The organism is Thalassospira sp. MBR-102, from assembly GCF_040549275.1.
In the GTDB taxonomy this organism is placed as follows: Bacteria; Pseudomonadota; Alphaproteobacteria; order Rhodospirillales; family Thalassospiraceae; genus Thalassospira; species Thalassospira xiamenensis.
On record NZ_JBEPTC010000004.1, the window covers coordinates 21,226 to 42,443 of the forward strand.

20 protein-coding genes are annotated in these 21,218 nt (G+C 54.5%); 7 read left to right on the plus strand and 13 right to left on the minus strand.

Annotated features, from left to right (window positions below; genetic code table 11):
• Positions 1–39 precede the first annotated feature (39 nt).
• The gene (locus tag ABIE64_RS08895) at positions 40–1,146 is read right to left on the minus strand and encodes an ATP-dependent 6-phosphofructokinase (protein ID WP_007091088.1); all 1,107 of its coding nucleotides are present in this window, start codon (positions 1,144–1,146) and stop codon (positions 40–42) included.
• Positions 1,147–1,265: 119 nt separating this feature from the next.
• Between ABIE64_RS08895 and ABIE64_RS08900 the strand changes: the two genes are divergently transcribed.
• Entirely contained in the window at positions 1,266–1,472 is a 207-nt protein-coding gene (locus ABIE64_RS08900) for a YdcH family protein (protein ID WP_007091089.1), read from the plus strand.
• Positions 1,473–1,547: 75 nt separating this feature from the next.
• Here ABIE64_RS08900 and ABIE64_RS08905 read toward each other — a convergent pair whose 3' ends face one another.
• A complete protein-coding gene (locus tag ABIE64_RS08905) occupies positions 1,548–2,390 on the minus strand; it encodes a GGDEF domain-containing protein (protein WP_354377186.1) in 843 nt (280 codons plus the stop codon).
• A 263-nt stretch (positions 2,391–2,653) separates the two neighbouring features.
• Between ABIE64_RS08905 and purE the strand changes: the two genes are divergently transcribed.
• The 3 genes from purE to ABIE64_RS08920 all read left to right on the plus strand — a co-directional run bounded on the left by purE (position 2,654) and on the right by ABIE64_RS08920 (position 5,161).
• Entirely contained in the window at positions 2,654–3,154 is a 501-nt protein-coding gene (gene purE / locus ABIE64_RS08910) for a 5-(carboxyamino)imidazole ribonucleotide mutase (RefSeq protein WP_037990226.1), read from the plus strand.
• Positions 3,155–3,254: 100 nt separating this feature from the next.
• Entirely contained in the window at positions 3,255–4,349 is a 1,095-nt protein-coding gene (locus tag ABIE64_RS08915; protein ID WP_354377187.1) for a 5-(carboxyamino)imidazole ribonucleotide synthase, read from the plus strand.
• Between the two features lie 164 nt (positions 4,350–4,513).
• On the plus strand, positions 4,514–5,161 hold the full coding sequence (locus tag ABIE64_RS08920; RefSeq protein WP_341364579.1) for a thermonuclease family protein: 648 nt from the start codon (positions 4,514–4,516) through the stop codon (positions 5,159–5,161).
• A gap of 100 nt (positions 5,162–5,261) precedes the next feature.
• Here the strand turns inward: ABIE64_RS08920 and ABIE64_RS08925 are convergent, their stop codons facing one another.
• Genes ABIE64_RS08925 through ABIE64_RS08940 form a run of 4 tightly spaced genes read right to left on the minus strand, consistent with a single transcriptional unit; the run spans position 5,262 to position 8,290 of the window.
• Positions 5,262–5,957 (minus strand): COQ9 family protein, encoded by a 696-nt coding sequence (locus tag ABIE64_RS08925; RefSeq protein WP_354377188.1) that lies wholly within the window; start codon positions 5,955–5,957, stop codon positions 5,262–5,264.
• A gap of 1 nt (position 5,958) precedes the next feature.
• Positions 5,959–6,561: a peptide deformylase gene (gene def, locus ABIE64_RS08930; RefSeq protein WP_341364581.1), complete on the minus strand. Its 603-nt coding sequence runs from the start codon at positions 6,559–6,561 to the stop codon at positions 5,959–5,961.
• Between the two features lie 57 nt (positions 6,562–6,618).
• Positions 6,619–7,851 (minus strand): HlyD family secretion protein, encoded by a 1,233-nt coding sequence (locus tag ABIE64_RS08935; protein ID WP_354377189.1) that lies wholly within the window; start codon positions 7,849–7,851, stop codon positions 6,619–6,621.
• Positions 7,844–8,290 (minus strand): hypothetical protein, encoded by a 447-nt coding sequence (locus ABIE64_RS08940; protein WP_007091097.1) that lies wholly within the window; start codon positions 8,288–8,290, stop codon positions 7,844–7,846. Before ABIE64_RS08940 ends, ABIE64_RS08935 begins: the two co-directional genes overlap by 8 nt.
• Before the next feature lie 368 nt (positions 8,291–8,658).
• On the opposite strand from ABIE64_RS08940, the gene rpsU reads away from it, so the two are divergent.
• Positions 8,659–8,862, plus strand: coding sequence for a 30S ribosomal protein S21 (rpsU, locus tag ABIE64_RS08945; RefSeq protein ID WP_007091098.1), 204 nt, complete (start codon positions 8,659–8,661; stop codon positions 8,860–8,862).
• Between the two features lie 272 nt (positions 8,863–9,134).
• Positions 9,135–10,616 carry a Na+/H+ antiporter family protein gene (locus ABIE64_RS08950; protein ID WP_354377190.1) on the plus strand — a complete coding sequence of 494 codons (1,482 nt, stop codon included), beginning with the start codon at positions 9,135–9,137 and terminating at the stop codon, positions 10,614–10,616.
• A gap of 89 nt (positions 10,617–10,705) precedes the next feature.
• Here the strand turns inward: ABIE64_RS08950 and ABIE64_RS08955 are convergent, their stop codons facing one another.
• The 7 genes from ABIE64_RS08955 to ABIE64_RS08985 all read right to left on the minus strand — a co-directional run bounded on the left by ABIE64_RS08955 (position 10,706) and on the right by ABIE64_RS08985 (position 18,940).
• Entirely contained in the window at positions 10,706–11,293 is a 588-nt protein-coding gene (locus ABIE64_RS08955; RefSeq protein ID WP_354377191.1) for a hypothetical protein, read from the minus strand.
• Between the two features lie 33 nt (positions 11,294–11,326).
• On the minus strand, positions 11,327–11,893 hold the full coding sequence (locus ABIE64_RS08960) for a GNAT family N-acetyltransferase (protein WP_354377192.1): 567 nt from the start codon (positions 11,891–11,893) through the stop codon (positions 11,327–11,329).
• A 152-nt stretch (positions 11,894–12,045) separates the two neighbouring features.
• Entirely contained in the window at positions 12,046–13,443 is a 1,398-nt protein-coding gene (locus ABIE64_RS08965; protein ID WP_354377193.1) for an NAD(P)(+) transhydrogenase (Re/Si-specific) subunit beta, read from the minus strand.
• Between the two features lie 12 nt (positions 13,444–13,455).
• Positions 13,456–13,911: an NAD(P) transhydrogenase subunit alpha part 2 gene (locus ABIE64_RS08970; RefSeq protein WP_354377194.1), complete on the minus strand. Its 456-nt coding sequence runs from the start codon at positions 13,909–13,911 to the stop codon at positions 13,456–13,458.
• Positions 13,904–15,064, minus strand: a complete 1,161-nt coding sequence (locus ABIE64_RS08975; RefSeq protein ID WP_007091104.1) for a Re/Si-specific NAD(P)(+) transhydrogenase subunit alpha — start codon at positions 15,062–15,064, stop codon at positions 13,904–13,906. The genes ABIE64_RS08970 and ABIE64_RS08975 overlap by 8 nt, the downstream gene beginning before the upstream one ends.
• 719 nt (positions 15,065–15,783) lie before the next feature.
• Positions 15,784–17,163, minus strand: coding sequence for an ABC1 kinase family protein (locus tag ABIE64_RS08980; RefSeq protein ID WP_354377195.1), 1,380 nt, complete (start codon positions 17,161–17,163; stop codon positions 15,784–15,786).
• A 1-nt stretch (position 17,164) separates the two neighbouring features.
• Positions 17,165–18,940, minus strand: a complete 1,776-nt coding sequence (locus ABIE64_RS08985; protein WP_007091106.1) for a M3 family oligoendopeptidase — start codon at positions 18,938–18,940, stop codon at positions 17,165–17,167.
• A 436-nt stretch (positions 18,941–19,376) separates the two neighbouring features.
• Between ABIE64_RS08985 and ABIE64_RS08990 the strand changes: the two genes are divergently transcribed.
• A complete protein-coding gene (locus ABIE64_RS08990) occupies positions 19,377–21,197 on the plus strand; it encodes an AMP-dependent synthetase/ligase (protein WP_354377196.1) in 1,821 nt (606 codons plus the stop codon).
• Positions 21,198–21,218: the final 21 nt, after the last annotated feature.

The window sequence follows — 21,218 nt, forward strand, 5'->3', positions numbered from 1 at the left end:
CTGTGCGTTTTTCGTTTTTATAAGCGTGCGATCTTTTGATCAGACCGTCTTTGCGGTCCGCGCTGTTTCTGGCGGATGCCCCAGATAGGCACCAAGCCCTTTTGCGGTCGATACCATGGTTCCCTTGGTATCGACAAGACGCGGCCCGACAATCACATCGGCCATCGCAACATCGATCACCTTGCGCTTTGACCAGGCGACGACACGATCAAACCTTTTCTGCGCAATCAGGTCCACCGCATGCACCCCGAAGGCCGATGCAATGACCCGGTCGCGCGGCGATGGAATCCCGCCGCGCTGCACATGGCCCAGCACGGTCACACGGGTTTCCCAGCCGGTTCGTGCGCCCAACTCATCGGCCAACCAATGCCCGATCCCGCCATAACGTATTTTCTGACCATCATCCCCTTGCGTCACCGCCGCACCGTCATCGCGTTTTACGGCCTCGGCAACGATCACCAATGCATGATTGCGTCCACGCTTGCGGATATTCAGACAATGTTCGGTCAGGGCATCCAGATCGTAATCCATTTCCGGGATCAGGATCGCATCCGCCCCACCGGCGACCCCGGCAAAAAGGGCAATATGCCCGGCATCGCGCCCCATGACTTCCAGGATCATGATGCGGTCATGGGATGCGGCTGTCGGCTGCAACCGGTCAAGTGCCTCGACCGCCACATTGACCGCCGTGGTAAAGCCGACGGAATATTCCGTCAGTGCCAGATCATTATCGATGGTTTTGGGGATACCCACCAGATTGATGCCACCCATTTCGGCCAACCGATGCAGGATCGCCATACTGCCATCCCCGCCAACCCCGATCAGGGCATCAAGGCCAAGCTTGTGATACCCGGCAATCACATCGGCGGATCGGTCGGCAAAACTGCCATCAGGCATCGGATAATGGAACGGATCCCCCTTATTCACGGTGCCAAGAATCGTACCGCCCAAACGCAGCATTCCGTCATTATTGACGTAATCGTTCAGATCAATGGCCTGCGGCGGGTCCTGCATCAAACCGTGCGTCCCCTGCCGGATGCCAACCACGTCCCAGCCATAACCAAGGACCGCACGGCGTACAACCGCCAGAATAACCGCATTCAGGCCCGCACAATCGCCACCACTGGTCAGAATTCCGATCCGCATCCGTATCCTCCGTCCTATCCAATCTTATTAACAAAGCAGATTACAAATCATATGGGTTGCCAACCCGAATTCTGATAGTATTACAGGCTCTTCGCGTCGCTAACCAAGCTGGATCAAAAATGGACGAAATCAATCAGATCGCGGTTGAAAAAAGACTGCTGTTTCTGCGCGAGGAACATCGTGATCTCGATATCGCAATCGAACAACTGGCCCACGGGGCCCATCACGATCAGTTGCGGCTGGGGCGCATGAAAAAACGGAAACTCGCCCTTAAGGACGAGATTCTGTATCTCGAGTCGCAGCTCGTCCCCGACATTATCGCCTGATAAACAATCCGGTGTTTCCGGCAGAACACCCCTTTTGGAAAGACACGAGGGGCACGGCAGGACGCCGTTCTCGCCTCAAAGACCGCTTGGAATACGTTGTAATTGCGCTGATTTCATTTCTTTTTCAGCACGCAGGGCATAATCGACAGATACCAACGCTTCTTCGGCGGTTTCCCCCGATTTGACGTGATAAATGCCAAAAACCGGAACGATGGTGATGTATTTTCCGTTCCAGAAATAAGGATGCTTTCTTAGCCGACGTGCAATTGCGTCTGCCCGCTGCCAGGCATCCTGTTCATCCATATTGTAAAGCAACGCGATAAAATCGTTGCAGCCAAGATATCCGACCTGATGGGGCGGCATGATGAATTCGGTAATCGTGCGATACAAAAAGGCAAACACCCCTTCCTTGCATCCATGACCGTGCCGCTGCAACACATCATCAAGATTGGCAATCTCGCACAGCAACAGCGCGCGTGTCGTTCGATCCGATCCAACCAGCACCATTTCATTTTCAACAATCTGCATGAAACTGGTGCGGCTTAACGCGCCGGTAAATGGATCACGCCCTTCTGCGCGGGCCAGTTCGACCTGATGACGCTGCAATTCGCTCAGATGGTCCGAAAGCCCGTTAACGCGCAGCATCAAACGCGAAATCGCCCGTTCCACAGCCGGGGTCACCTGTTCATCAGGAATGCCCAGAACATCGGCAATGTCGTGGATGTTCGCGGTAACAGCCGGTTCGGCATTCAGGATATCGCGATTGACGATATCAACCTGATGCTGATCGGGGTCAGGCGCACCTTTTTTGCGCACCGACCTGCCATAGGTGTACGCGGCATAGGGATTGGATGGATACCGTCCATCGCCCGCCCCCATTGATGACGGTGTGGCGGCACCGGGTCTGGTGACTTTCATGTCTGCCCTCTCTTGTGCTACCTGCACAGAGACAAAAATTAAGATCAAAAACTATAAACCCAAAATACTTATACTTCACTTAAATTATCAACTGTAAGCAAGGATAGTATCCCTACCCTTATAGCTACCCCTGCGCAATATTGCGCGCCGCGCAGAATGCTGCGCGAAACGATGTCATATCGCGCCATTGGCGGGCTTGCATGATCACCCTTCCTGCCTATAATGCGGGCCTTCTGATAACGCCCGAAAACGGAGCCGCCAGCATGAGCGATCAAAGCCCGGTCATCGGCATTATCATGGGAAGCCAGTCTGACTGGGAAACCATGAAAAATGCAGCAGATGTCCTCGATGCGCTGCACGTCCCCTACGAAACCAAAATCGTATCAGCCCATCGCACACCTGATCGCCTGTATGACTATGCCAAATCAGCAAAGTCGCGCGGTCTCAAGGTGATTATTGCCGGTGCTGGTGGTGCGGCCCACCTTCCGGGCATGGCCGCGGCCATGACACCGCTTCCGGTTCTGGGCGTTCCGGTACAAAGCCGCACGCTTAAGGGCCTTGATAGCCTTCTGTCGATCGTTCAGATGCCGGGCGGCGTTCCGGTCGGAACACTGGCAATCGGTTCGGCCGGGGCAAAGAATGCCGGCCTGATGGCCGCCGGGATCATGGCGCTGATGGATGATGCGCTGGCCGGTCGCCTTGACGACTGGCGCGCACAGCAAACCGATGCGGTTGCCGATGAACCGGTCGATCCCGCACCGTGACATGAATGAAGCGCGCCCGAACGGGCGCGTTTTTCTTTGGCATCATTCAGATCAATGATGCCCGCCCCAACCGGGGAATGTGAAGGAATTCGAGGAATAAATGACGCAGGATTTCGCGACACGCATCATCGCACCGGGCAGCACGATTGGCATCATGGGCAATGGCCAGCTTGGCCGGATGGCCGCCCTTTGTGCCGCCGAACTTGGCTATAAGGTCCATGTTTTCGGCCCCGGCACCGATAGCCCGACCGAACAGGTCTGCGCAAAGGCAACAATTGCCGATTACAGCGATCTCGATGCGCTTCGTGCCTTTGCCGCCGATGTCGATGTCGTGACGTTTGAATTTGAAAACGTGCCGCATGACAGCGTGAAACTGTTATCCGAACTGGTGCCGGTCCGTCCGGGCTGGAAATGCCTGCATCTGTCGCAGAATCGCCTGCGTGAAAAAACCTTCTGCAATGAAAACGGCATCGGCACCGCACCTTTTGCCGCCGTCCGTTCGCTTGCCGACCTTGAAGCCGCCGTTGCCAAACTTGGCCGCCCCGCCGTTCTTAAGACCACCGAAATGGGGTATGACGGCAAGGGGCAGGTCAAAATAACTGACGAGACCAGCCTTGCCGACGCGTGGACGGAAATGAACGGTGCCGAAGCCATCCTTGAGGGCTTCATCTCGTTTGAGCGTGAAATCTCCGTCATTGTCGCGCGCGGGGTCAAGGGCGACACCGCCTGCTTCTGCCCGGTTGAAAATGTGCATACCAATCACATTCTTGATGTCACCATCGCCCCGGCGAAAATTCCCGCCGATCTTGCCCAAAAGGCCGAGGACATCGCCACCCGTCTGGTCGAGGCGATGGAATTTGTCGGGTTGCTGGCGGTCGAGATGTTTGTGACCACCGATGGCGACGTTCTGGTAAACGAAGTTGCCCCGCGCCCGCACAATTCCGGCCACTGGACGATTGATGCCTGTGTCACCAGCCAGTTCGAACAGTTCATCCGTGCTGTTTGCGGATTGCCGTTGGGCAATCCGGCCCACCATTCAAATGCCCGGATGAAGAACCTTCTGGGCCATGACATTGATGACTGGCAGGCAATTTTGGCCGAGCCGGATGCAAAACTGCACCTTTATGGCAAGGCCGAAGCCAAAGCCGGGCGCAAGATGGGTCACGTCACCTGGGTCCTGCCCAAAGAGGACTGATATCCATCCAAGTGCAATTTATGCCAATGCCCCGAACCATGCTGGTTTCGGGGCATTTTTCATTGGATCACAGATGCTTCGCCCGACAGGCAGTTTCTTCCTGCCAAACTGGCATCGCGCTTGCTGATGTCCCGTCAGGAAATACTTTTCGGGTAACAGGCGTGATGAAAAAACTTCTTCTCATCCTTGCAGTCATAACCGGCTTTGCATCAGCCACCGGCACAAATAACGCCGTCCACGCCGCACCGGGGGCCGCGGGTTTCCCGGATGTACTGCAAGGCGACCAGCTTCGGTTTGGCAATATGATTGTCGAACTGTTTGGCATCCGCGCCCCACGACCGGGCATGATCTGCCGGGCAGGCAGTGTCGAGTTTCAATGCGGGGCCGCCGCCGCACAGGCACTTGACCGCATCATTGAAAATTATGCCGTCGCCTGCCAACAGGTTTCAGATTCCCAGCTATTCCCAATGCTGACCGAATGCCGCATGGGTCAGACCGACATCAACCGTTTGCTGCTGCGCGCGGGTTGGGCAATTGTCGATATGAACAGTTGCGATGGCAACCCGAACTGCCTGACCTATCTGGGGGATCAGGCCCATGCCAAGGAAAACCGCAAAGGCATGTGGATGGGTGACCTGCCCTATGAACTGGTTGCATTGGCCGCCAAACCAAAGCCGATTGATATCGACAACGCCAATGGCGAAACGGAAGTTGCCAACGACAACGGTGCACCGTTCAGCATCAATCTTGCCGCCGAAATGGAACAGGCGAACAAGCCCGACACGACGCTTCTGAGCTTTCTGATGCGCTAGACGCAGTCACACCAGCGTTGTCCCCAAAGTCCTCCCTAACGCAAAACGCCGCCTGATATGCAGGGCGGCGTTTTGTCTATGGATATAAATCAGAGCCGGTCTATGCGCCGAACTGGCGACGGACCCGCCCCGGCGTTGGCATGCATTTGGCCAGCTTCGCACCAAGCTTGAACGGGGTTGCCGCAAATTTCCCGGCCTTTTTGACCGTTCCGGTGATTTTCGGAATCTGCATGACATTGCCGATCCGGCGATCCAGAAAGGCCCAGCTGTCCGCGTGACCTTCGGATTTGTCATCCAGCCAGTAGGCAAGGGTTGAACCATAAACCCCCGCCAGCAACATCCGTTTGGTGTACCAATTGTGATCGGTCGATGTATCACCGGCCGCGATCCACATCTTATCCGCCGTGCCATGCGTCAGCTTAAGGCTAAGCGGGACGTTTTGCGGCAATGCCAGATAGGAAAGGGCTGCCCGCACCGTATCCTTTTCATGTTCCACCAGCGACAGTCGGGTTTTGACCGCAGTGGCAATCCGTTCGCGGATTTTCATCGATGGCAGATCAAGCTTGTCGAGTTCCTCGACCATTTTGCGATCTGTCATCTCGACATAGGTAATGATGGCCTGACGAATGCCCCCGGGCAAAAGACGATCCACCTCGCCCGGTGCAAGTTCAAGGTCCTCGGCACCGCTGCGAAGGGCGACCATGCTCCAGCCGTCAAACGGGATATGTTGAAGTGCCGCCGCAACCAGCGCCTCGCGCTGCGTACGCAGGCGGTTCATACTTTCGGAAACGGTCATTTCAGGCCTCCTTGCTTTCGTCATTGGCACCATCATCGGAACTGTCAGCAGATGATGCCCCCTGTCTGAGGGGCGTCTCGGGCGGGTTGTCGCGCAACTCGTCGACAAAGCCCAGCAACGTCATGTCTTCCATACGTTCGGGATACATCACCCCGATCAAATGATCATATTCATGCTGAACCACGCGCGCATGGAATCCACCGGCAATGCGTTCAACGTCCTTGCCATATTCATCTAACCCGCGGTAACGGATTTTGTTCCAGCGCGGCACCACGCCCTGCAACCCGGGAATCGAAAGGCATCCTTCCCAGCCATCAACGATTTCATCGCCAATCGCCTCTATTTCCGGATTGATCAGCACGCTTAACGGCACTTCCGCATCATCGGGATCATCGCTTTTGCGAAAGGCCGGGACATAAAAAACCATGATCGCCTTTGACTGAAACACCTGTGGCGCCGCAAGGCCTACGCCTCCGGCATCCTTCATGGTTTCCTTCATATCCGCGATCAAACGCTGGATTTCGGGATCAAGCGGGTTTTCGACCCGGTCCGCGACCCTGCGCAGAACCGGGTGGCCCATCCGGGCAATTTTAAGGATCGACATGGCTCTATATCCAACCAAAACGCCCCGACTGTAAAGCCCCTACGCATGATCCGCCGCCTAATGAGCCGACAAAACCAGCGTCTGTAGCGGCCAGAGCAGCGCCTGAATACGCAGGAGTAAGGCATGCACGATCCCGACCGTCTGTACCATATGCAGGAACAACCATTCGCCCGTACCGATTTCCGGGTTTTCAAGCTGATCATGGTTATTGGTATAGGCATTGGCAACGCACTGGCTGCCCCTTGGCACATCCTTGATCTGCTCAGGATAAAGCGGGATCATTTTGGCAAGGAACGTACCCGGTACGGCCCGTTCCGAGATATCTAGCAATCTGTCTGTCGGGCGGAACTGACCGGCAGCAATCACCGGTTGCACGCTGGTTACCAACATCGGGATGACTTCAAACGGCAGCGACGCACACGACATTTCCGCAAGAATCCCGGCTTTGACAACCTGGGCGGAAACCTGCTGAAAACCGGCTTGGAATATGACCTCCTTGGGTTCGGCTGGTATAAGGATACCGGCCGGACGTAACAACGGATTGACGATATCACCGATCTGCAATGCAAATTGCTGTATCACGCCATCGACACCGGCCCGGACAACGGTTTTGCCAAGGGCAACCTCGGCCGAACGAAGCGACGCTTCCGCGCTGGCAAGCTGGGCTGGCAGAAGGGTTTCCATTCTGGTTTCGACGGCATTGACATTGGCCTTGGCCGCATTAACCGATCCCTGTCGTGTGGTTAAGGCCACTTCAAGCCGTTCGACCTCCCGCCGGGAAACCGCATTGGTACCGCGTGACAAAAGATCAGCCTTGACCGCCAATTCCTCGCGCACCTGCTCATACGCCCCTTGCGCTTCTTCAAGATTGCCGTTCGCCACCGCAAGATCAGCCTGCGTTACCGCCATCTGCGCACGGATTTCCTGCACCTGCTGCCGGGCGATTTCGACCGCCTCGGTTTCTGTCCGGTCATCAAGGCGGAATAACGGTTCGCCCGATTTTACCTGATCATCGTTATCGACATAAATCTCGACCACCCGGCCATTTTTCTCCGGCAAGATGGTCAGGGTCCGATAGAACGACGCAACGTTATGACTTGACGGGTGGTAATAAAAAATCAGCGTAATCAGCGAAATTGTCAGGATCGCACAGCCGACAATCCCGTATCGCAGCTCGTACCAGACCGAAAACAGGGTGATTTCCTTGCCGATACGTTTGCCCTGCGCATATCGGCGAATCAAGTAATCAGGCAGGATCGTAAAAATGGAACATAGCATAAGTTCAAACATCTTTACGGCCCTCCTGCACATTCATATCGGCGGAGATCGTCGAGGCGTCACCATCGGTGACCGGCTTTGGCCCGGTGGATTCGCTCATTACCCCCTTTTCCCGTGCCATGGCCTTCACGGCATCAGCAATCGCATTAATCGGGGTGTAAAAATCGGGAACCTGAACCACGGCAATCACCAAAGCCGCCAGCCAGAACAGGTTGTTATGGGTAAACAGCGCCAGAAGCGTCAGGATACTGATAAGCTGGATCTGGGTGTGATTGGCATGATGGGCCAACCGTTCAGGCAGGGCATGCAGGCTCAGATAAAGAGCCCCCAACCCAAACACCCCCAGAACGACAGACCAGACAACAATCATGAACAACACATCCGACTGTCCGGGCCCGGTAATGAAGAACGGCGCATGTGCAATTGCCGTCTCTCGCAATGAGCTTTCCATGTGCAAATATCCCACCGTTATGAGGGCTCTGCGCGGATGCAAACCTACGCCACCGGCGGCATACCCAAACTCACCCCCAGCGATAAGCCCAATTTTGTCAAAGCATTATATCAACTTTTGAGATTTTTTTGGACATACAATTCGCGCAAAGCGCAACACCACAAACCCAGAGTCTGGAAATTCGTGTTTTGCCTTGGCGTTTTGCGCCTTTGGCTCAACAAACGCCAAAGGCGAATATCTCCTTCCCTCTTTTCTTTTGCTCCGCTTTGGACTATATAAAGGCCACGGTCATACAGGCCGTGCTACCAACCGGAGGGCATGCTGCCTTATCCGGGTGTTTTTGTTTTTTTGAAAGGAGCGTGGTTTCCGTGCAGGTAATCGTTCGCGACAACAATGTCGATCAGGCTCTGAAAGCGCTTAAGAAAAAGATGCAGCGCGAGGGCATTTTTCGTGAGATGAAACTCCGCCGCCACTTTGAAAAGCCGTCGGAGAAGAAAGCTCGCGAAGGGGCGGAAGCAGTCCGCCGTTCCCGCAAGCTGGAGCGCAAGCGCATCGAGCGCGAAGGCTTCTAGTCTTTTTCACTTTCGGGGTTCCTCGAACGTGACTGTACGATCGGTTTTGGCTTGCTAAAACCGGACCCGTGCGCCAAGCCCGCCTCGGAGCAATCCGGGCGGGTTTGGTTTTTTATACCCCTTTTTCCAAATCTCTCCCCGGATCGCATAGCTGTCATTCCCGCTAAGTTTTTTGTCTTGGCAACGGATTGTTTTAAACAATTCCCCGGCAGGTCTTCACCCGCCATGCGCAAACACCTTTGCGCCACCACCAACCAGTCAATCGGGGAGACATGACTGTGAACACACAAACCGATACCGGCAACGCCCTCGCCGGATCCGATTTCAATGGATATTACCGACTGACCCGCGTTTTGCCTGTCATCGCTGTGATGGCCGCGATCTATAGTATTGCCGCACTGGTCGATTACCACATCAATGCTGTCCTGCTGACCATCGTTGTCATGATCGCGCTGTGTCTTTTGCGCGTGCCAGTGCCGATCGCATTGATTTCCGCGGCCTTGCTGGGCGCAATGCATGCCGGGATGGATACAACCACCGCCATCGGTGCGCTTAATGACAACCTTCTGGTCGGCGCGCAGGTCGGCATGACCTATGTGATGATCGGTGCCTTTGCGGTTGCGATTGCGCGTTCGGGCATTCTTGATCTGTTTGCCCAAAAGATCGCCGCCCGCGTCGGAAGCGACGCCCAAAGCACTTCAAAGGGCCTTAAATGGTTCCTGTTTGCGATCTTTATTTTCTGTTCGTTGATTTCGCAGAACCTGGTGCCGGTTCACATCGCCTTTATTCCGGTGATGATCCCGCCGCTTCTGGCGGTATTCAATCGCCTGCGGATTGACCGCCGCGCCGTTGCCTGCATTCTCGCCTGCTCGATCAGCTTTTCCTATCTGCTGCTGCCGACCGGTTTTGGCGCGATTTACCTTAATGAAATCCTGATGGCCAATGTCAACGACGTTGGCGCAGCCTATGACCTTTCCATGACGGCCGATATGGCGCCCAAGGCCATGTTCCTGCCGGTTATGGGGATTGTTGCCGGGATGCTGGTTGCGGTCTTCATCACCTATCGCAAACCGCGCGATTATGTGACTGATCCATCTGCCGAGAGCCATATCAACCCGGCCAAGCCCGTGTCGATCAATCCGCTTCAATTGCTGGCAACCCTAGCCGCCCTTGCCGTTGCGCTGATCTGCCAGTTGCAGTTTGACAGCCTTCTGGTCGGGGCAATGATCGGCTTTGTCATTCTGGCGGCGGCGGGCATTTTCCGCTGGCGGGCACAGGATGATGTTTTCACCGAAGGCATGCGGATGATGGCCCAGATTGCCGTGATCATCACCATCGCATCGGGCTTTGCCGGGGTGCTTGATGCCACCGGCGAAATTGCCCCGCTGGTGCAGGCCAGTGCCGAACTGATCGGCGATAACAAGGCAGTTGGCGCGCTGATCATGCTTCTGGTCGGCCTGTTCATCACTATCGGCTTTGGCGACAGCTTCGCCAGCGTGCCGATCCTGGCTCCGATCTATATCCCGCTGGCACTGGCCCTTGGTTTCTCGCCCATGGCAACCATCGCGCTTCTGGGGGCGTCGGCTGCCCTTGGCGATGCCGGATCACCGGCATCCACCATCACGCTTGGCGCAACATCGGGCCTTAATGCCGACGGGCAGCATGACCATGTGAAGGATTCCGTGATCCCGACCTTCATCCACGCCAATTTCGGCATGGTTGTGTTTGCTTGGGTGGCGGCGATGATCCTTTGATCAAATCGGCTCAATAAAGCCGTGGCCAAACAACAAACCCGTCCGATATTCGTCGGACGGGTTTTAATTTGCCGACTGAAACCCGGGTATCATTTCGACCCGAACAACCAGTCAAACACCCCATCAACAGCTCCTTTTCTGGCGTCATTCGACTGTGTAACGTCTTCACGCACCAAAAGCCCGAACTGGCTTTTATAGACCGTATAAGTATTGGCGACCGCGATATCGGTGAAAGTCGAACTGCCATATTCGGCATCAATCAGGAAATTCCAGTCCGCCACCAGCTTGCCGATATCAATGCCCTTGGTCGCACCAAGGGCATAGGCCATATGCGGGCGGGTGTTCTGATCTTCGATATCTTGGTATCGGCCTTCCAGTCGCACCAGCTTGTACCGGGAATCCACGCCAAGAATATTGGCCCACGGCTTGATCTTCACAAACTCCGCGTCAATCCGCCACTGATCGCCGTAAATCACGTATTTGCCGGGAATGTCGTTGCCGGGCAATGTCAGATAGGCATTGTATTCCTGATTTCCGACTTCCTCGAACGTAATCCGCGCCACCGGCTCCTCGGCGTCCAGCCGGAAATAGGTGATGAAAATACCCGAAACCGACGCCACCAGCACCAGCGACAAAAGCACAATCGTAAAAAGGGATACTTTCAGAAGTCGGAACATCAATTCTCCCGATTTGAAGGCGGAGTACAATTCTCAGGCATTTTCATGAGAAAGTCTGAACTCTTCACGTGTAATTTGATAATATCTACATCGCTCCTTGCGATCTCGTGCAGAACTATATGCCATCCTTTCTTCGAAAGGCTTCATACCCCATGAAGTCATGACACCAAAGGATGCCTCATTGGCAAGCTGGGCACCGGCTTCAATGGAATCAAAGCCAAACAGATCAAATCCAGCCTGCAAAATGGTGAGCTTGATTTCGCTTAAATACCCGCGCCGCTGTGCTGGCATCCCTATCCAATATCCAAGCATTCCCCTACGCGGATTATCCTGATAGCGATACAATGAGACCCAGCCAACAAAACGATCTGTCTCACGCTCGATGATCGCCAATGGCAGTGCGTCTCCTACCGCCGCCTCCCTCCTACTTCTTGTGATGCGTTCTCGCGCCATTTCGACGGTGAACGGCACCTTCCAAGAGGCCAGCCAACAAGCAATTTCAGGTACCATCAAGCTTGCAATGGTTTCCGCGTCCTGATCTTCGACGCATCGCAGATACAGACGTTCGGTTTGCGCACTGAAATTCGTTAGGCTGCTCATAGATTTTTTACTCAAGCAAAATGAAACGAGGCTAGACTGCCAAACCGACAAATACACCGTAGCCGACGGATATTTTAGTCGAGTATGAACCTTTAGAAGAAGAAAAGGGCGACCAAATGGCCGCCCTTCTTGTGTCCAGCAGTGAAGCCAAATCACTCGTCGAGATGCATCACAATCTCTTCGCACATCTTTTTGGCGTCACCGAACAGCATCATCGTGTTGTCCTTGAAGAACAGTTCGTTCTGGATACCGGCGTAACCTGCCGACATTGAACGCTTGATGAACAGAACGGTTTTGGCTTTTTCGACCTCAAGGATCGGCATGCCGAAGATCGGCGATGACGGATCGGTTTTGGCCGCCGGGTTGGTGATGTCGTTGGCACCAATCACAAAGGCCACATCCGCCGTGCCGAAATCGCGGTTGATTTCTTCCATTTCAAGCACGTCGTCATAGGGGACATTCGCCTCGGCCAGAAGCACGTTCATGTGGCCTGGCATACGCCCCGCCACCGGATGGATGGCATAGCGGACATTAACGCCCTCGGCCTTGAGGATATCCCCCATTTCACGAAGCGCATGCTGGGCCTGTGCGACCGCCATGCCGTAACCCGGCACGATGATCACGCTGGACGCGTTCTTCATGATGAAGGCCGCATCGTCGCTTGAGCCCGATTTGACCGAACGGTCGCCATCGGTTCCGACCGCCGGGCCTGCATCGCCCTCGGTCCCAAAGCCGCCAAAGATGACGTTAAAGATCGACCGGTTCATGCCCTTGCACATGATGTAGGACAGGATCGCCCCCGATGCGCCTACAAGTGCCCCGGTGATGATCAGGGCATTGTTCTGAAGCGTAAAGCCGATGCCGCATGCCGCCCACCCCGAATAGGAGTTCAGCATCGAAACAACAACCGGCATGTCCGCCCCGCCAATCGGAATGATCAGCGTCACGCCAAGCACCAGAGCAAGCATCACCAGAATCCAGAAAGCCGTATGGCTTTCGGTGGTCACAACGATGATGCCAAACACCAGTATCCCGATTGCAATCGCAAGATTGAGCATATGCTGCCCGGTAAAGCGAACCGGCGTACCCGATACGATCCCCTGCAACTTGCCAAAGGCAACAAGCGAGCCGGTGAAGGTAATCGCACCAATGGCAACACCAAGGCCCATTTCAATCAGGCTGGCCGCCCCGATATTGCCCGCCGTGCCAATGCCATAGGCCCCCGGCGAATAAAGGGCGGCGGCGGCAACAAACACCGCTGCCAGACCCACCAGCGAGTGGAAGGCGGCAACAAGTTGCGGCAATGCTGTCATCTTGATCTTGAGCGCGATGACCGTACCAATCGCCCCGCCAAGCAAAATGCCGACAATGATAGTGGTATAAGACACGACTTCGGGTGATGCCAGGGTGGTCAGAATGGCAATCGCCATCCCCACCATGCCAAGGATATTCCCGTTACGTGCCGTTTCCGGTGAAGACAGACCGCGCAGCGACAGAATGAAGCAGACGGACGCCACCAGATACAGGAAAGCCGACAGGTTTTCCGACATTGTGTGTTCCCCCTACTTCTTTTTCTTGAACATGTGCAGCATGCGCTGTGCGACGATGAAACCGCCAAAGATGTTGACCGACGCCAGCACCACGGCAATGAAGCCCATCGCCTTGGACAGGTTCATATCAATCGGGCCAGCCGCCAGAAGCGCACCAACAATGATCACCGATGAAATGGCATTGGTCACCGCCATCAACGGTGAATGAAGGGCCGGGGTGACTTTCCAAACAACGTAATAGCCAACAAAGCAGGCCAGAACGAACACCGTCAGGCCAAGCACTGTCGGGCTGACACCGCTTGTATGGACAACCGTGTTGGCCGAGCTGGCCATATCGCCTGCCTGAGTGGCAAGGCTATCGGCAAGCTTTGCGGCCTTTTCGGCCAGACCAAGGGCCGCATCGCGCAGCTCGTTGGCATTCTCGGCGGCATTCTGGGCCGCATTTTGGGTTACGGATTGATCAGCCATTTGCGACCTCCTCACCACCGAATTTCGGATGAACAACCTTGCCATCACGGGTCAGCATGGTTTCGGCAATAATCTGGTCTTCGGCATTGAAGGCCAGCGTGCCCTTTTCCTTGTCAACGGACAGCGTGATGAAATTCAGAAGGTTCTTGGCATACATCGCCGTTGCATCAGTTGCGACGGAACTGGTGATGTTTTCAGGACCAATGATTTTCACACCATTATCGGTCACAACCGTTTCACCAAGTTTCGCACCGGCAACGTTGCCACCGCGTTCGGCAGCAAGATCGATGATGACCGATCCCGGCTTCATGCCCGCGACCATGTCGGCGGTAACGATTTCCGGTGCCGGACGGCCCGGAATCAATGCTGTTGTGATGACGATGTCGGTCTTTGCCAGAACTTCCTTAAGCTTGGCGGCCTGTTTGGCCTTGTATTCGTCCGACATTTCCTTGGCATAACCGCCTGCGGTTTCGCCGTCGGCTGCGTCGTCTTCGACCTCGATAAACGTCCCGCCAAGTGACTGAACCTGTTCCTTGACTGCCGGGCGCACATCAAACGCGGAAACCACCGCACCAAGGCGCTTGGCAGTCGCAATCGCCTGAAGCCCGGCAACACCGGCCCCGACGATAACAACGCGTGCGGGTGGCAACGTCCCCGCGGCTGTCATCATCATCGGATAAATCCGGCCAAATTCATGGGCGGCATCAAGCACCGCACGATACCCCGCCAGGTTGGATTGTGACGATAGCACATCCATAGACTGGGCACGCGAAATGCGCGGCATCAGTTCCATCGCAAAGGACGAAACCCCGGCCGCCGCCATTTTTTCAATAAGATCCTTGCGATCATACGGATCAAGCAAGGCAATGATGGCGGCACCCTTTTTATAGGCGGCAAGCTCGTCGGTTTTTCCATCAACAACCGGCGGGCGCACCTTCAGGATCACATCGGCATCCTTGACGGTGGTTTTCATTGTTTTGGCAATGGTTGCACCGGCATCGGCAAAGCGATCATCCGGTATCGCGGCGTTAATTCCGGCACCAGCTTCGATTGCAACGTCAAACCCAAGACCAATCAGTTTCTTGACGGTATCTGGTGTAACGGCAACGCGCCTTTCCCCGGGCCATATTTCCTTTGGAACGGCCAGTTTCATCGCGTTCAACCTCCTTCCCTACAATTATGAATAAGCACGGCATTTTTGTTTTTATAAAACGCGGTCCACGTCCGGTGCCTGCGCATCAGACTGGCCACGATTACCCTTGCCCGGCAAGAAAAAAGGCGGTTCTTCCGCTTTAACAGAAGAAACCGCCCACTTTCCCACCACGCATTCCGAGGCAAAAAGCCTTGGCGACAAGTCAGGTCCCACCCGCCATTGGTGCTCAGGACAAACAATCAATGACGCCCTGCCTTGTCTGCGTTGAATGCAAGATGCGATTTCTTCCGGCCTGCGACAACATCAAAACCCTATAAAAAATCACTTTAACTTAATTTCAGTTTATATTATCTCAAAACACATGTGAGCGGATTTTCGCACATATTATTTCCACCCTGTAACAGGTCCTTATCCCGAACAGATAGAATCAATCCCTTGATTTATGGAAGTTTCCCCTATTTCACGCCATCGCGGTAAGTGAATATTATTTGAAAAACACACCCGCAGGTTTTCACCAACCCCATCACAACGCAAGCAAAGAAAGGAAAAAGTTTTCAACACCCAGGGTCGTTCAAGTAGGGAAATTTCGGATTAAATAGCCGAAAAAGGATCATGCAAAACTGTATTGTTCCGAAATAGCCGATCAATTAGCAAATCGACCCAACCGATTCTTTCGATCCGGAACGTCAAAAATAAAATTATAAAACAGGGAAATCGGATCAGTTTTCTGGACGATCCAGCCCGACTTTGGAAAGGGCAGCATCCTGATTGCGGGCCAATATGTCCGCATCAAAGTTTCCGACCAGATCGTTGAATATCTGATACCAGTTCAGATGCGCATCAAGGCGCAGGAACACCGCACCAAGCCCAACGGCCGCACGATCCACCAGAACAAATTCGCGCGGCGGCTTGACCCCACCGACGCGGCGCAACTCACGGTGCACCCTGCCCGCGACCTCCGCCCCATAGGCCACCGAATTGGTTTCATCCATCCGGCGTTCGCGATCATCAAGGATCGGGCCATAGACAAAACCAGCCCAGATATTAAGAACATCAATCAGTTCTCGTGACGGGTTATCGAATCCCCAGCTTTGATAGGCATGAACCGCCTTTTCCTCGTCCTTATCCCGCAATGCTTCATAAAGCGTGATGACGGCATTGACGAAAGCAGGCGGGAAAATACGGATACAGCCGAAATCAAGCAGATTGACCGACAGATCGTCGCGCAGCGAATAGTTCCCCAGATGCGGATCACCATGAATCACGCCATAACGATAAAATGGCACATACCACGCGCGAAACATGTTCAGCGCCACCTGATTGCGTGCTTCCTGCGACGGATCACTATCAAGGAATTTCTGGAATTTCTGCCCAGTCTGCCACGTCATGGTCAGAAGCCGCTTGGTCGTAAGGTCCATCACCGGTTCGGGCACATGCACGCAATTTTCATCCGCCACCATATGGCGATAAAGCTGCATGTTGCGGGCTTCGCGTTCGTAATCAAGTTCCTCGCGCAGGCGCGCGGTCAGTTCCAACTGGATATTTTCGGCATCAATCGCGCTGTCATACCGGCGATAGATCGCAAAGGCAGCGCGAAGCTGCTTAAGATCGGCTTCCACTGTCGCCGACATATCGGGATATTGCAGCTTGCAGGCCACCGTTCGACCATCATCAAGTGTGGCACGATGAACCTGCCCAAGCGATGCCGCGGCCACCGCATCACGGCTGAAATCGGTGAATTTTTCCTGCCATCCTGCCCCCAATTCGGTGCGCATCCGGCGTTTGACAAACAGCCATCCCATACTGGGGGCGTCCGCCTGAAGCGTTGCCAGTGCCTGGGTATATTCCTTTGGCAGGGCATCGGGGATGGTCGACAGGATTTGCGCAACCTTCATCAACGGGCCCTTAAGCCCGCCCAAGGCGGATGTCAGTTCGGCGGCATATTTCGCATGATCGATATCACCGCCGAACATTTTTCCCGTGGCAAGGCGTGCAGCCAGCTTTCCAGCCGACGCCCCCACCTTCGCATAACGACGAACCCTCCCGCCGAACCGATTGCTCTCGTTTTGGGCGGTGAAATCTTCGTCGTCATTGCTCATCTCAGGAAAGTTCCTCCAACTCGTCGATCATGCGTTTGATCATGTTAAGGCCGCGCTGCCAGAATGCCGGATCGGAGGCATCCAGACCGAACGGTGCCAGCAGTTCCTGATGGCGTTTGGTGCCACCGGCTTTCAGCATTTCGAAATATTTCTGCTGGAAACCGTCTTCGGCATTTTCATAAACGTCATACAGCGAATTCACGAGGCAATCGCCAAACGCATAGGCGTAAACATAAAACGGCGAATGGATGAAATGCGGGATATAGGACCAGTAATATTTGTACTCGTCCTCGTACCGGATCGCATCACCCAGACTTTCATGTTGTACGGCAAGCCAGATCTCGCAGATCTCATCGACCGTCAATTCACCTTCGCGGCGTTTGGTATGAACGCGTTTTTCAAATTCAAAGAACGCGATCTGGCGCACGACGGTGTTGAGCATATCCTCGACCTTGCCAGCCAGCATGATGCGTTTCATCTTCGGATCGGTTTCCGCACGCAGCATCGACTGGAAGGTCAGCATTTCACCAAAAACAGACGCGGTTTCCGCCAAGGTCAGCGGCGTGTCAGACAGGAAATAGCCCTGCTCCCCGGCAAGAACCTGATGAACCCCGTGGCCAAGTTCGTGCGCCAGCGTCATCACGTCGCGCGTTTTGCCGTGATAGTTCAGCAGAAGGTACGGGTGGGCTGACGGCACGGTCGGATGGGCAAAGGCCCCCGATGATTTACCGGCGCGCGGCGGCACATCAATCCACGGATTATCAAAAAATTTCTGACCGACTTCGGCAAGCTCGGGCGAAAATTCACCATATGCCTTAAGGACGGTTTTACGCGCCGTGTCCCAATCGATATGGCGATCATCATCATCTGGAAGCGGCGCATTGCGATCCCAGTAATCAAGCTGATCAACGCCAAACCATTTGGCTTTCAGACGGTAATACCGATGCGACAGATCGGCATGGCTGCTGGCGACTGCGGAATTCAGCGCCTCGACAACATCGTCTTCGACCTGGTTTGACAGGTTGCGCGCCGACACGGGGGTTGCGAATTTACGCAGCCGGTCGTCAATTTCCTTGTCCTTGGCCAGCGTATTGGTGATATGGGCCAGAAGCTTGATGTTTTTTCCAAGCACATCGCCAATCGATTTTGCCGCTGCCTTGCGTTCCGCCACCTTGGTCGAAGACAGCATATTGGCGACATCCGACATGGTCAGTTCTTCGCCATTCATCGGGAAACGCAGATCGGCCATCGTCTGATCGAACAAACGCACCCATGCGCTTGAACCGGCAACGCGGCGTTCATGCAGGACCTGCTCGACCTCGTCCGAAAGTTGGTGCGGACGGAAAGCACGGTTTTCATCAAGCCACGGGCGATAGCGGCGAAGGGCGGCACTTTCGTCATATTTTGTCGAAAGCACCTCTTCCTCAATCCGGTTGATTTCAAGACCGAAGAACAGCGACAGGCTGGAAATGCTCGTCATTTCTTCCTGAACGGATTGATAGAACTGACCAATCGCCGCGTCCGAGCTATCACCTGCATACAGCAGTTGGGCAAATGATCCGATCCGGCCACAGACTTCACTGATGGCTTCATATTCGGCAATTGCGGCTGCAAGTTCATTCCCCGAAAGATCGGCAAGCTTGCCCTGATAGTTTTTCTGGAAGGCGTCCGAGCGGGCTTTGGCATCGTCAAGATCACGCCGGATGGCCGGGTCTTTGGGATCGTTATAGAGATCGGTCAGATCCCAGGTCGGCAAATTCTTGTCGGTCGCGTTCATTTGTCCTCCAGACAGTCGATTATGCCATCAGGCCTTTTACATTCAGGCCCGAAACATCCATGCCCCGATATATGCTGGCCGGGGGCCCTGCGCCAGTGCCGATAACAGCTTTGTCTGTGCGCGCACATCAAACGGGGCGAATTTCAATACCGACAATAGCGTTTTGAACCCGGCTTGTGAAATCGCTATCATCGATGGAACCCAACGAATTTTTCCTACGATGTGAAGTCGCACGCATTTGAACGGTTCAAAGATCATTTTCCGGCTGCGTAATGCCGCAATCCCTGATAACAAAAGCAATGTGGCCCCGTGCCTCTGTGATGGAAGCGCCGAACTTTTGATAGTTTGCGATCACAATGCGGTGACAGACGTAAACAGTGACGCCAAGATCACTGTATGAAGACTAAGAGAAACGACAACAAGGCAAGGAAGCGTCATGACGAATTTGCAGGATTATGCCGATTGGCAGAACTTGCCGTCGATGTTTTTCAAACAGGCTGAAAAATACGGGGATGCGCCGTTCTTGTGGACCAAGGATGGTGAGACAGGTGAGTTTGTCCCGACCAGCTGGAATGACGCCGCCGATCAGGTGCGCGCATTGGCGCGCTCGCTTTATAAAATCGGGGTTCGCCCCGGTGACCGGGTTTTGCTGGTGTCGGAAAACCGCACCGAATGGGGTATTGCCGATCTGGCGATCATGTGTGTTGGTGCCCTGACCGTTCCCGCCTATACCACCAATACCGAACGCGATCATCTGCACGCGATCGAAGACAGCGGTGCAGGCATTGCCATCATATCGACCAAAAAACTCGCCCAGCCGTTCTTGCATGCTGCCCTTGATAGCGGGCGCTGCCGCCATGCGATCATGATGGAAGACTGGGGTCAAAGCTTTGTTGGTGACATCACCATCACCCGCTGGGAAGATATGATTTCGCAGGGGCGCGGACTAACCGATGATATCGATGCATGGGTTGCCAATATTGAACGCGATCAGCTTGCCTGCCTGATATACACATCCGGCACGGGCGGCGCGCCCAAGGGCGTTATGCTCAGCCATGGGGCGATCCTGTCAAACTGCATGGGGGCGTTTGATATCATCGAAACGCTGGGGATCGAGGAAGAAGTCTTTTTGTCCTTCCTGCCATTGTCGCATTCGTATGAGCATACCGCGGGCCTTTACTTCCCGATGAGCATCGGCGCGCAGATTTATTACGCCGAAAGCCTCGACAAGCTTGCCGCAAACCTTGCCGAAGTCCGACCAACCATCATGACGGCGGTGCCGCGCCTTTATGAAATGCTCTATCAGCGCATGAGCCGCATGGTCGAAAAAGAAGGCGGCTTCAAGCAGAAGCTGTTTAATCTGACGCTCAAGCTTGGTCGCAAGACTTACGAAAAAGAACCGCTCAGCCTGATTGAAAAAATCCAGAATTTCGTTTGCGAGATTCTGTTGCGCCGCAAATTGCGTCAGCGTTTCGGCGGCCGGATCAAGGCCATGGTATCAGGCGGCGGTCCTCTGAACTACGAACTTGGCGTTCTGTTTGTTTCGTGCGGCATTCGTATCCTTCAGGGATATGGCCAAACCGAATTTGCCCCGGTCGTGTCGTGCAACCGTGCCGAAAACAACAAATTGCGTACTGTTGGCCCGCCGATGGTCGGGGCCGAGGCGAAAATCGCCGATGACGGCGAAATCCTGCTGCGCGGCGAAAGCATGATGAAGGGGTACTGGAACCTGCCCGAAGTCACTGCTGCCACCATCATAGATGGCTGGCTGCATACCGGGGATATCGGCAAGTTCGACGAAGAAGGCAGCCTTGTCATCACGGACCGCAAAAAGGATATCATCGTCAATTCCGGGGGCGACAATATCTCGCCCCAACGGATCGAGGGTCTTCTGACGCTGGAAACCGAAATTTCCCAGGCGATGGTTTACGGCGACGACAAACCTTATCTGGTTGCTGTCCTGTGGCCGGACGAGGATTTCATGCGCGAATTCGCCAAGGAAAACGGGATCGAGAACAATATTGATCTCCTTGGCGAGAACGAGGAATTCCGCAAGAAAATCCGCACCGCGGTTGATCATGTCAATCGCCGTCTTTCGACGATTGAAAAGGTCAGAAGCTTTACCTTCGCCGAAAGCCCGTTCTCGATTGATAACGAGATGCTGACGCCATCAATGAAAATCCGTCGCCACAAGATCAAGGCAGCCTATGGCCAGGCTCTTGATGCCCTGTATCAGCGCAAACGTGGCGGGCAGTAACAGGAACCAATGGCAAATCAT

What these genes read in the sequence shown, in the direction of transcription:
- ABIE64_RS08895 (WP_007091088.1), bottom strand. Translation starts at nt 1,146, where the DNA reads ATGCGGATCGGAATTCTGACCAGTGGTGGCGATTGTGCGGGCCTGAAT.
- ABIE64_RS08900 (WP_007091089.1), top strand. Translation starts at nt 1,266, where the DNA reads ATGGACGAAATCAATCAGATCGCGGTTGAAAAAAGACTGCTGTTTCTG.
- ABIE64_RS08905 (WP_354377186.1), bottom strand. Translation starts at nt 2,390, where the DNA reads ATGAAAGTCACCAGACCCGGTGCCGCCACACCGTCATCAATGGGGGCG.
- purE (WP_037990226.1), top strand. Translation starts at nt 2,654, where the DNA reads ATGAGCGATCAAAGCCCGGTCATCGGCATTATCATGGGAAGCCAGTCT.
- ABIE64_RS08915 (WP_354377187.1), top strand. Translation starts at nt 3,255, where the DNA reads ATGACGCAGGATTTCGCGACACGCATCATCGCACCGGGCAGCACGATT.
- ABIE64_RS08920 (WP_341364579.1), top strand. Translation starts at nt 4,514, where the DNA reads ATGAAAAAACTTCTTCTCATCCTTGCAGTCATAACCGGCTTTGCATCA.
- ABIE64_RS08925 (WP_354377188.1), bottom strand. Translation starts at nt 5,957, where the DNA reads ATGACCGTTTCCGAAAGTATGAACCGCCTGCGTACGCAGCGCGAGGCG.
- def (WP_341364581.1), bottom strand. Translation starts at nt 6,561, where the DNA reads ATGTCGATCCTTAAAATTGCCCGGATGGGCCACCCGGTTCTGCGCAGG.
- ABIE64_RS08935 (WP_354377189.1), bottom strand. Translation starts at nt 7,851, where the DNA reads ATGTTTGAACTTATGCTATGTTCCATTTTTACGATCCTGCCTGATTAC.
- ABIE64_RS08940 (WP_007091097.1), bottom strand. Translation starts at nt 8,290, where the DNA reads ATGGAAAGCTCATTGCGAGAGACGGCAATTGCACATGCGCCGTTCTTC.
- ABIE64_RS08950 (WP_354377190.1), top strand. Translation starts at nt 9,135, where the DNA reads ATGACTGTGAACACACAAACCGATACCGGCAACGCCCTCGCCGGATCC.
- ABIE64_RS08955 (WP_354377191.1), bottom strand. Translation starts at nt 11,293, where the DNA reads ATGTTCCGACTTCTGAAAGTATCCCTTTTTACGATTGTGCTTTTGTCG.
- ABIE64_RS08960 (WP_354377192.1), bottom strand. Translation starts at nt 11,893, where the DNA reads ATGAGCAGCCTAACGAATTTCAGTGCGCAAACCGAACGTCTGTATCTG.
- ABIE64_RS08965 (WP_354377193.1), bottom strand. Translation starts at nt 13,443, where the DNA reads ATGTCGGAAAACCTGTCGGCTTTCCTGTATCTGGTGGCGTCCGTCTGC.
- ABIE64_RS08970 (WP_354377194.1), bottom strand. Translation starts at nt 13,911, where the DNA reads ATGGCTGATCAATCCGTAACCCAAAATGCGGCCCAGAATGCCGCCGAG.
- ABIE64_RS08975 (WP_007091104.1), bottom strand. Translation starts at nt 15,064, where the DNA reads ATGAAACTGGCCGTTCCAAAGGAAATATGGCCCGGGGAAAGGCGCGTT.
- ABIE64_RS08980 (WP_354377195.1), bottom strand. Translation starts at nt 17,163, where the DNA reads ATGAGCAATGACGACGAAGATTTCACCGCCCAAAACGAGAGCAATCGG.
- ABIE64_RS08985 (WP_007091106.1), bottom strand. Translation starts at nt 18,940, where the DNA reads ATGAACGCGACCGACAAGAATTTGCCGACCTGGGATCTGACCGATCTC.
- ABIE64_RS08990 (WP_354377196.1), top strand. Translation starts at nt 19,377, where the DNA reads ATGACGAATTTGCAGGATTATGCCGATTGGCAGAACTTGCCGTCGATG.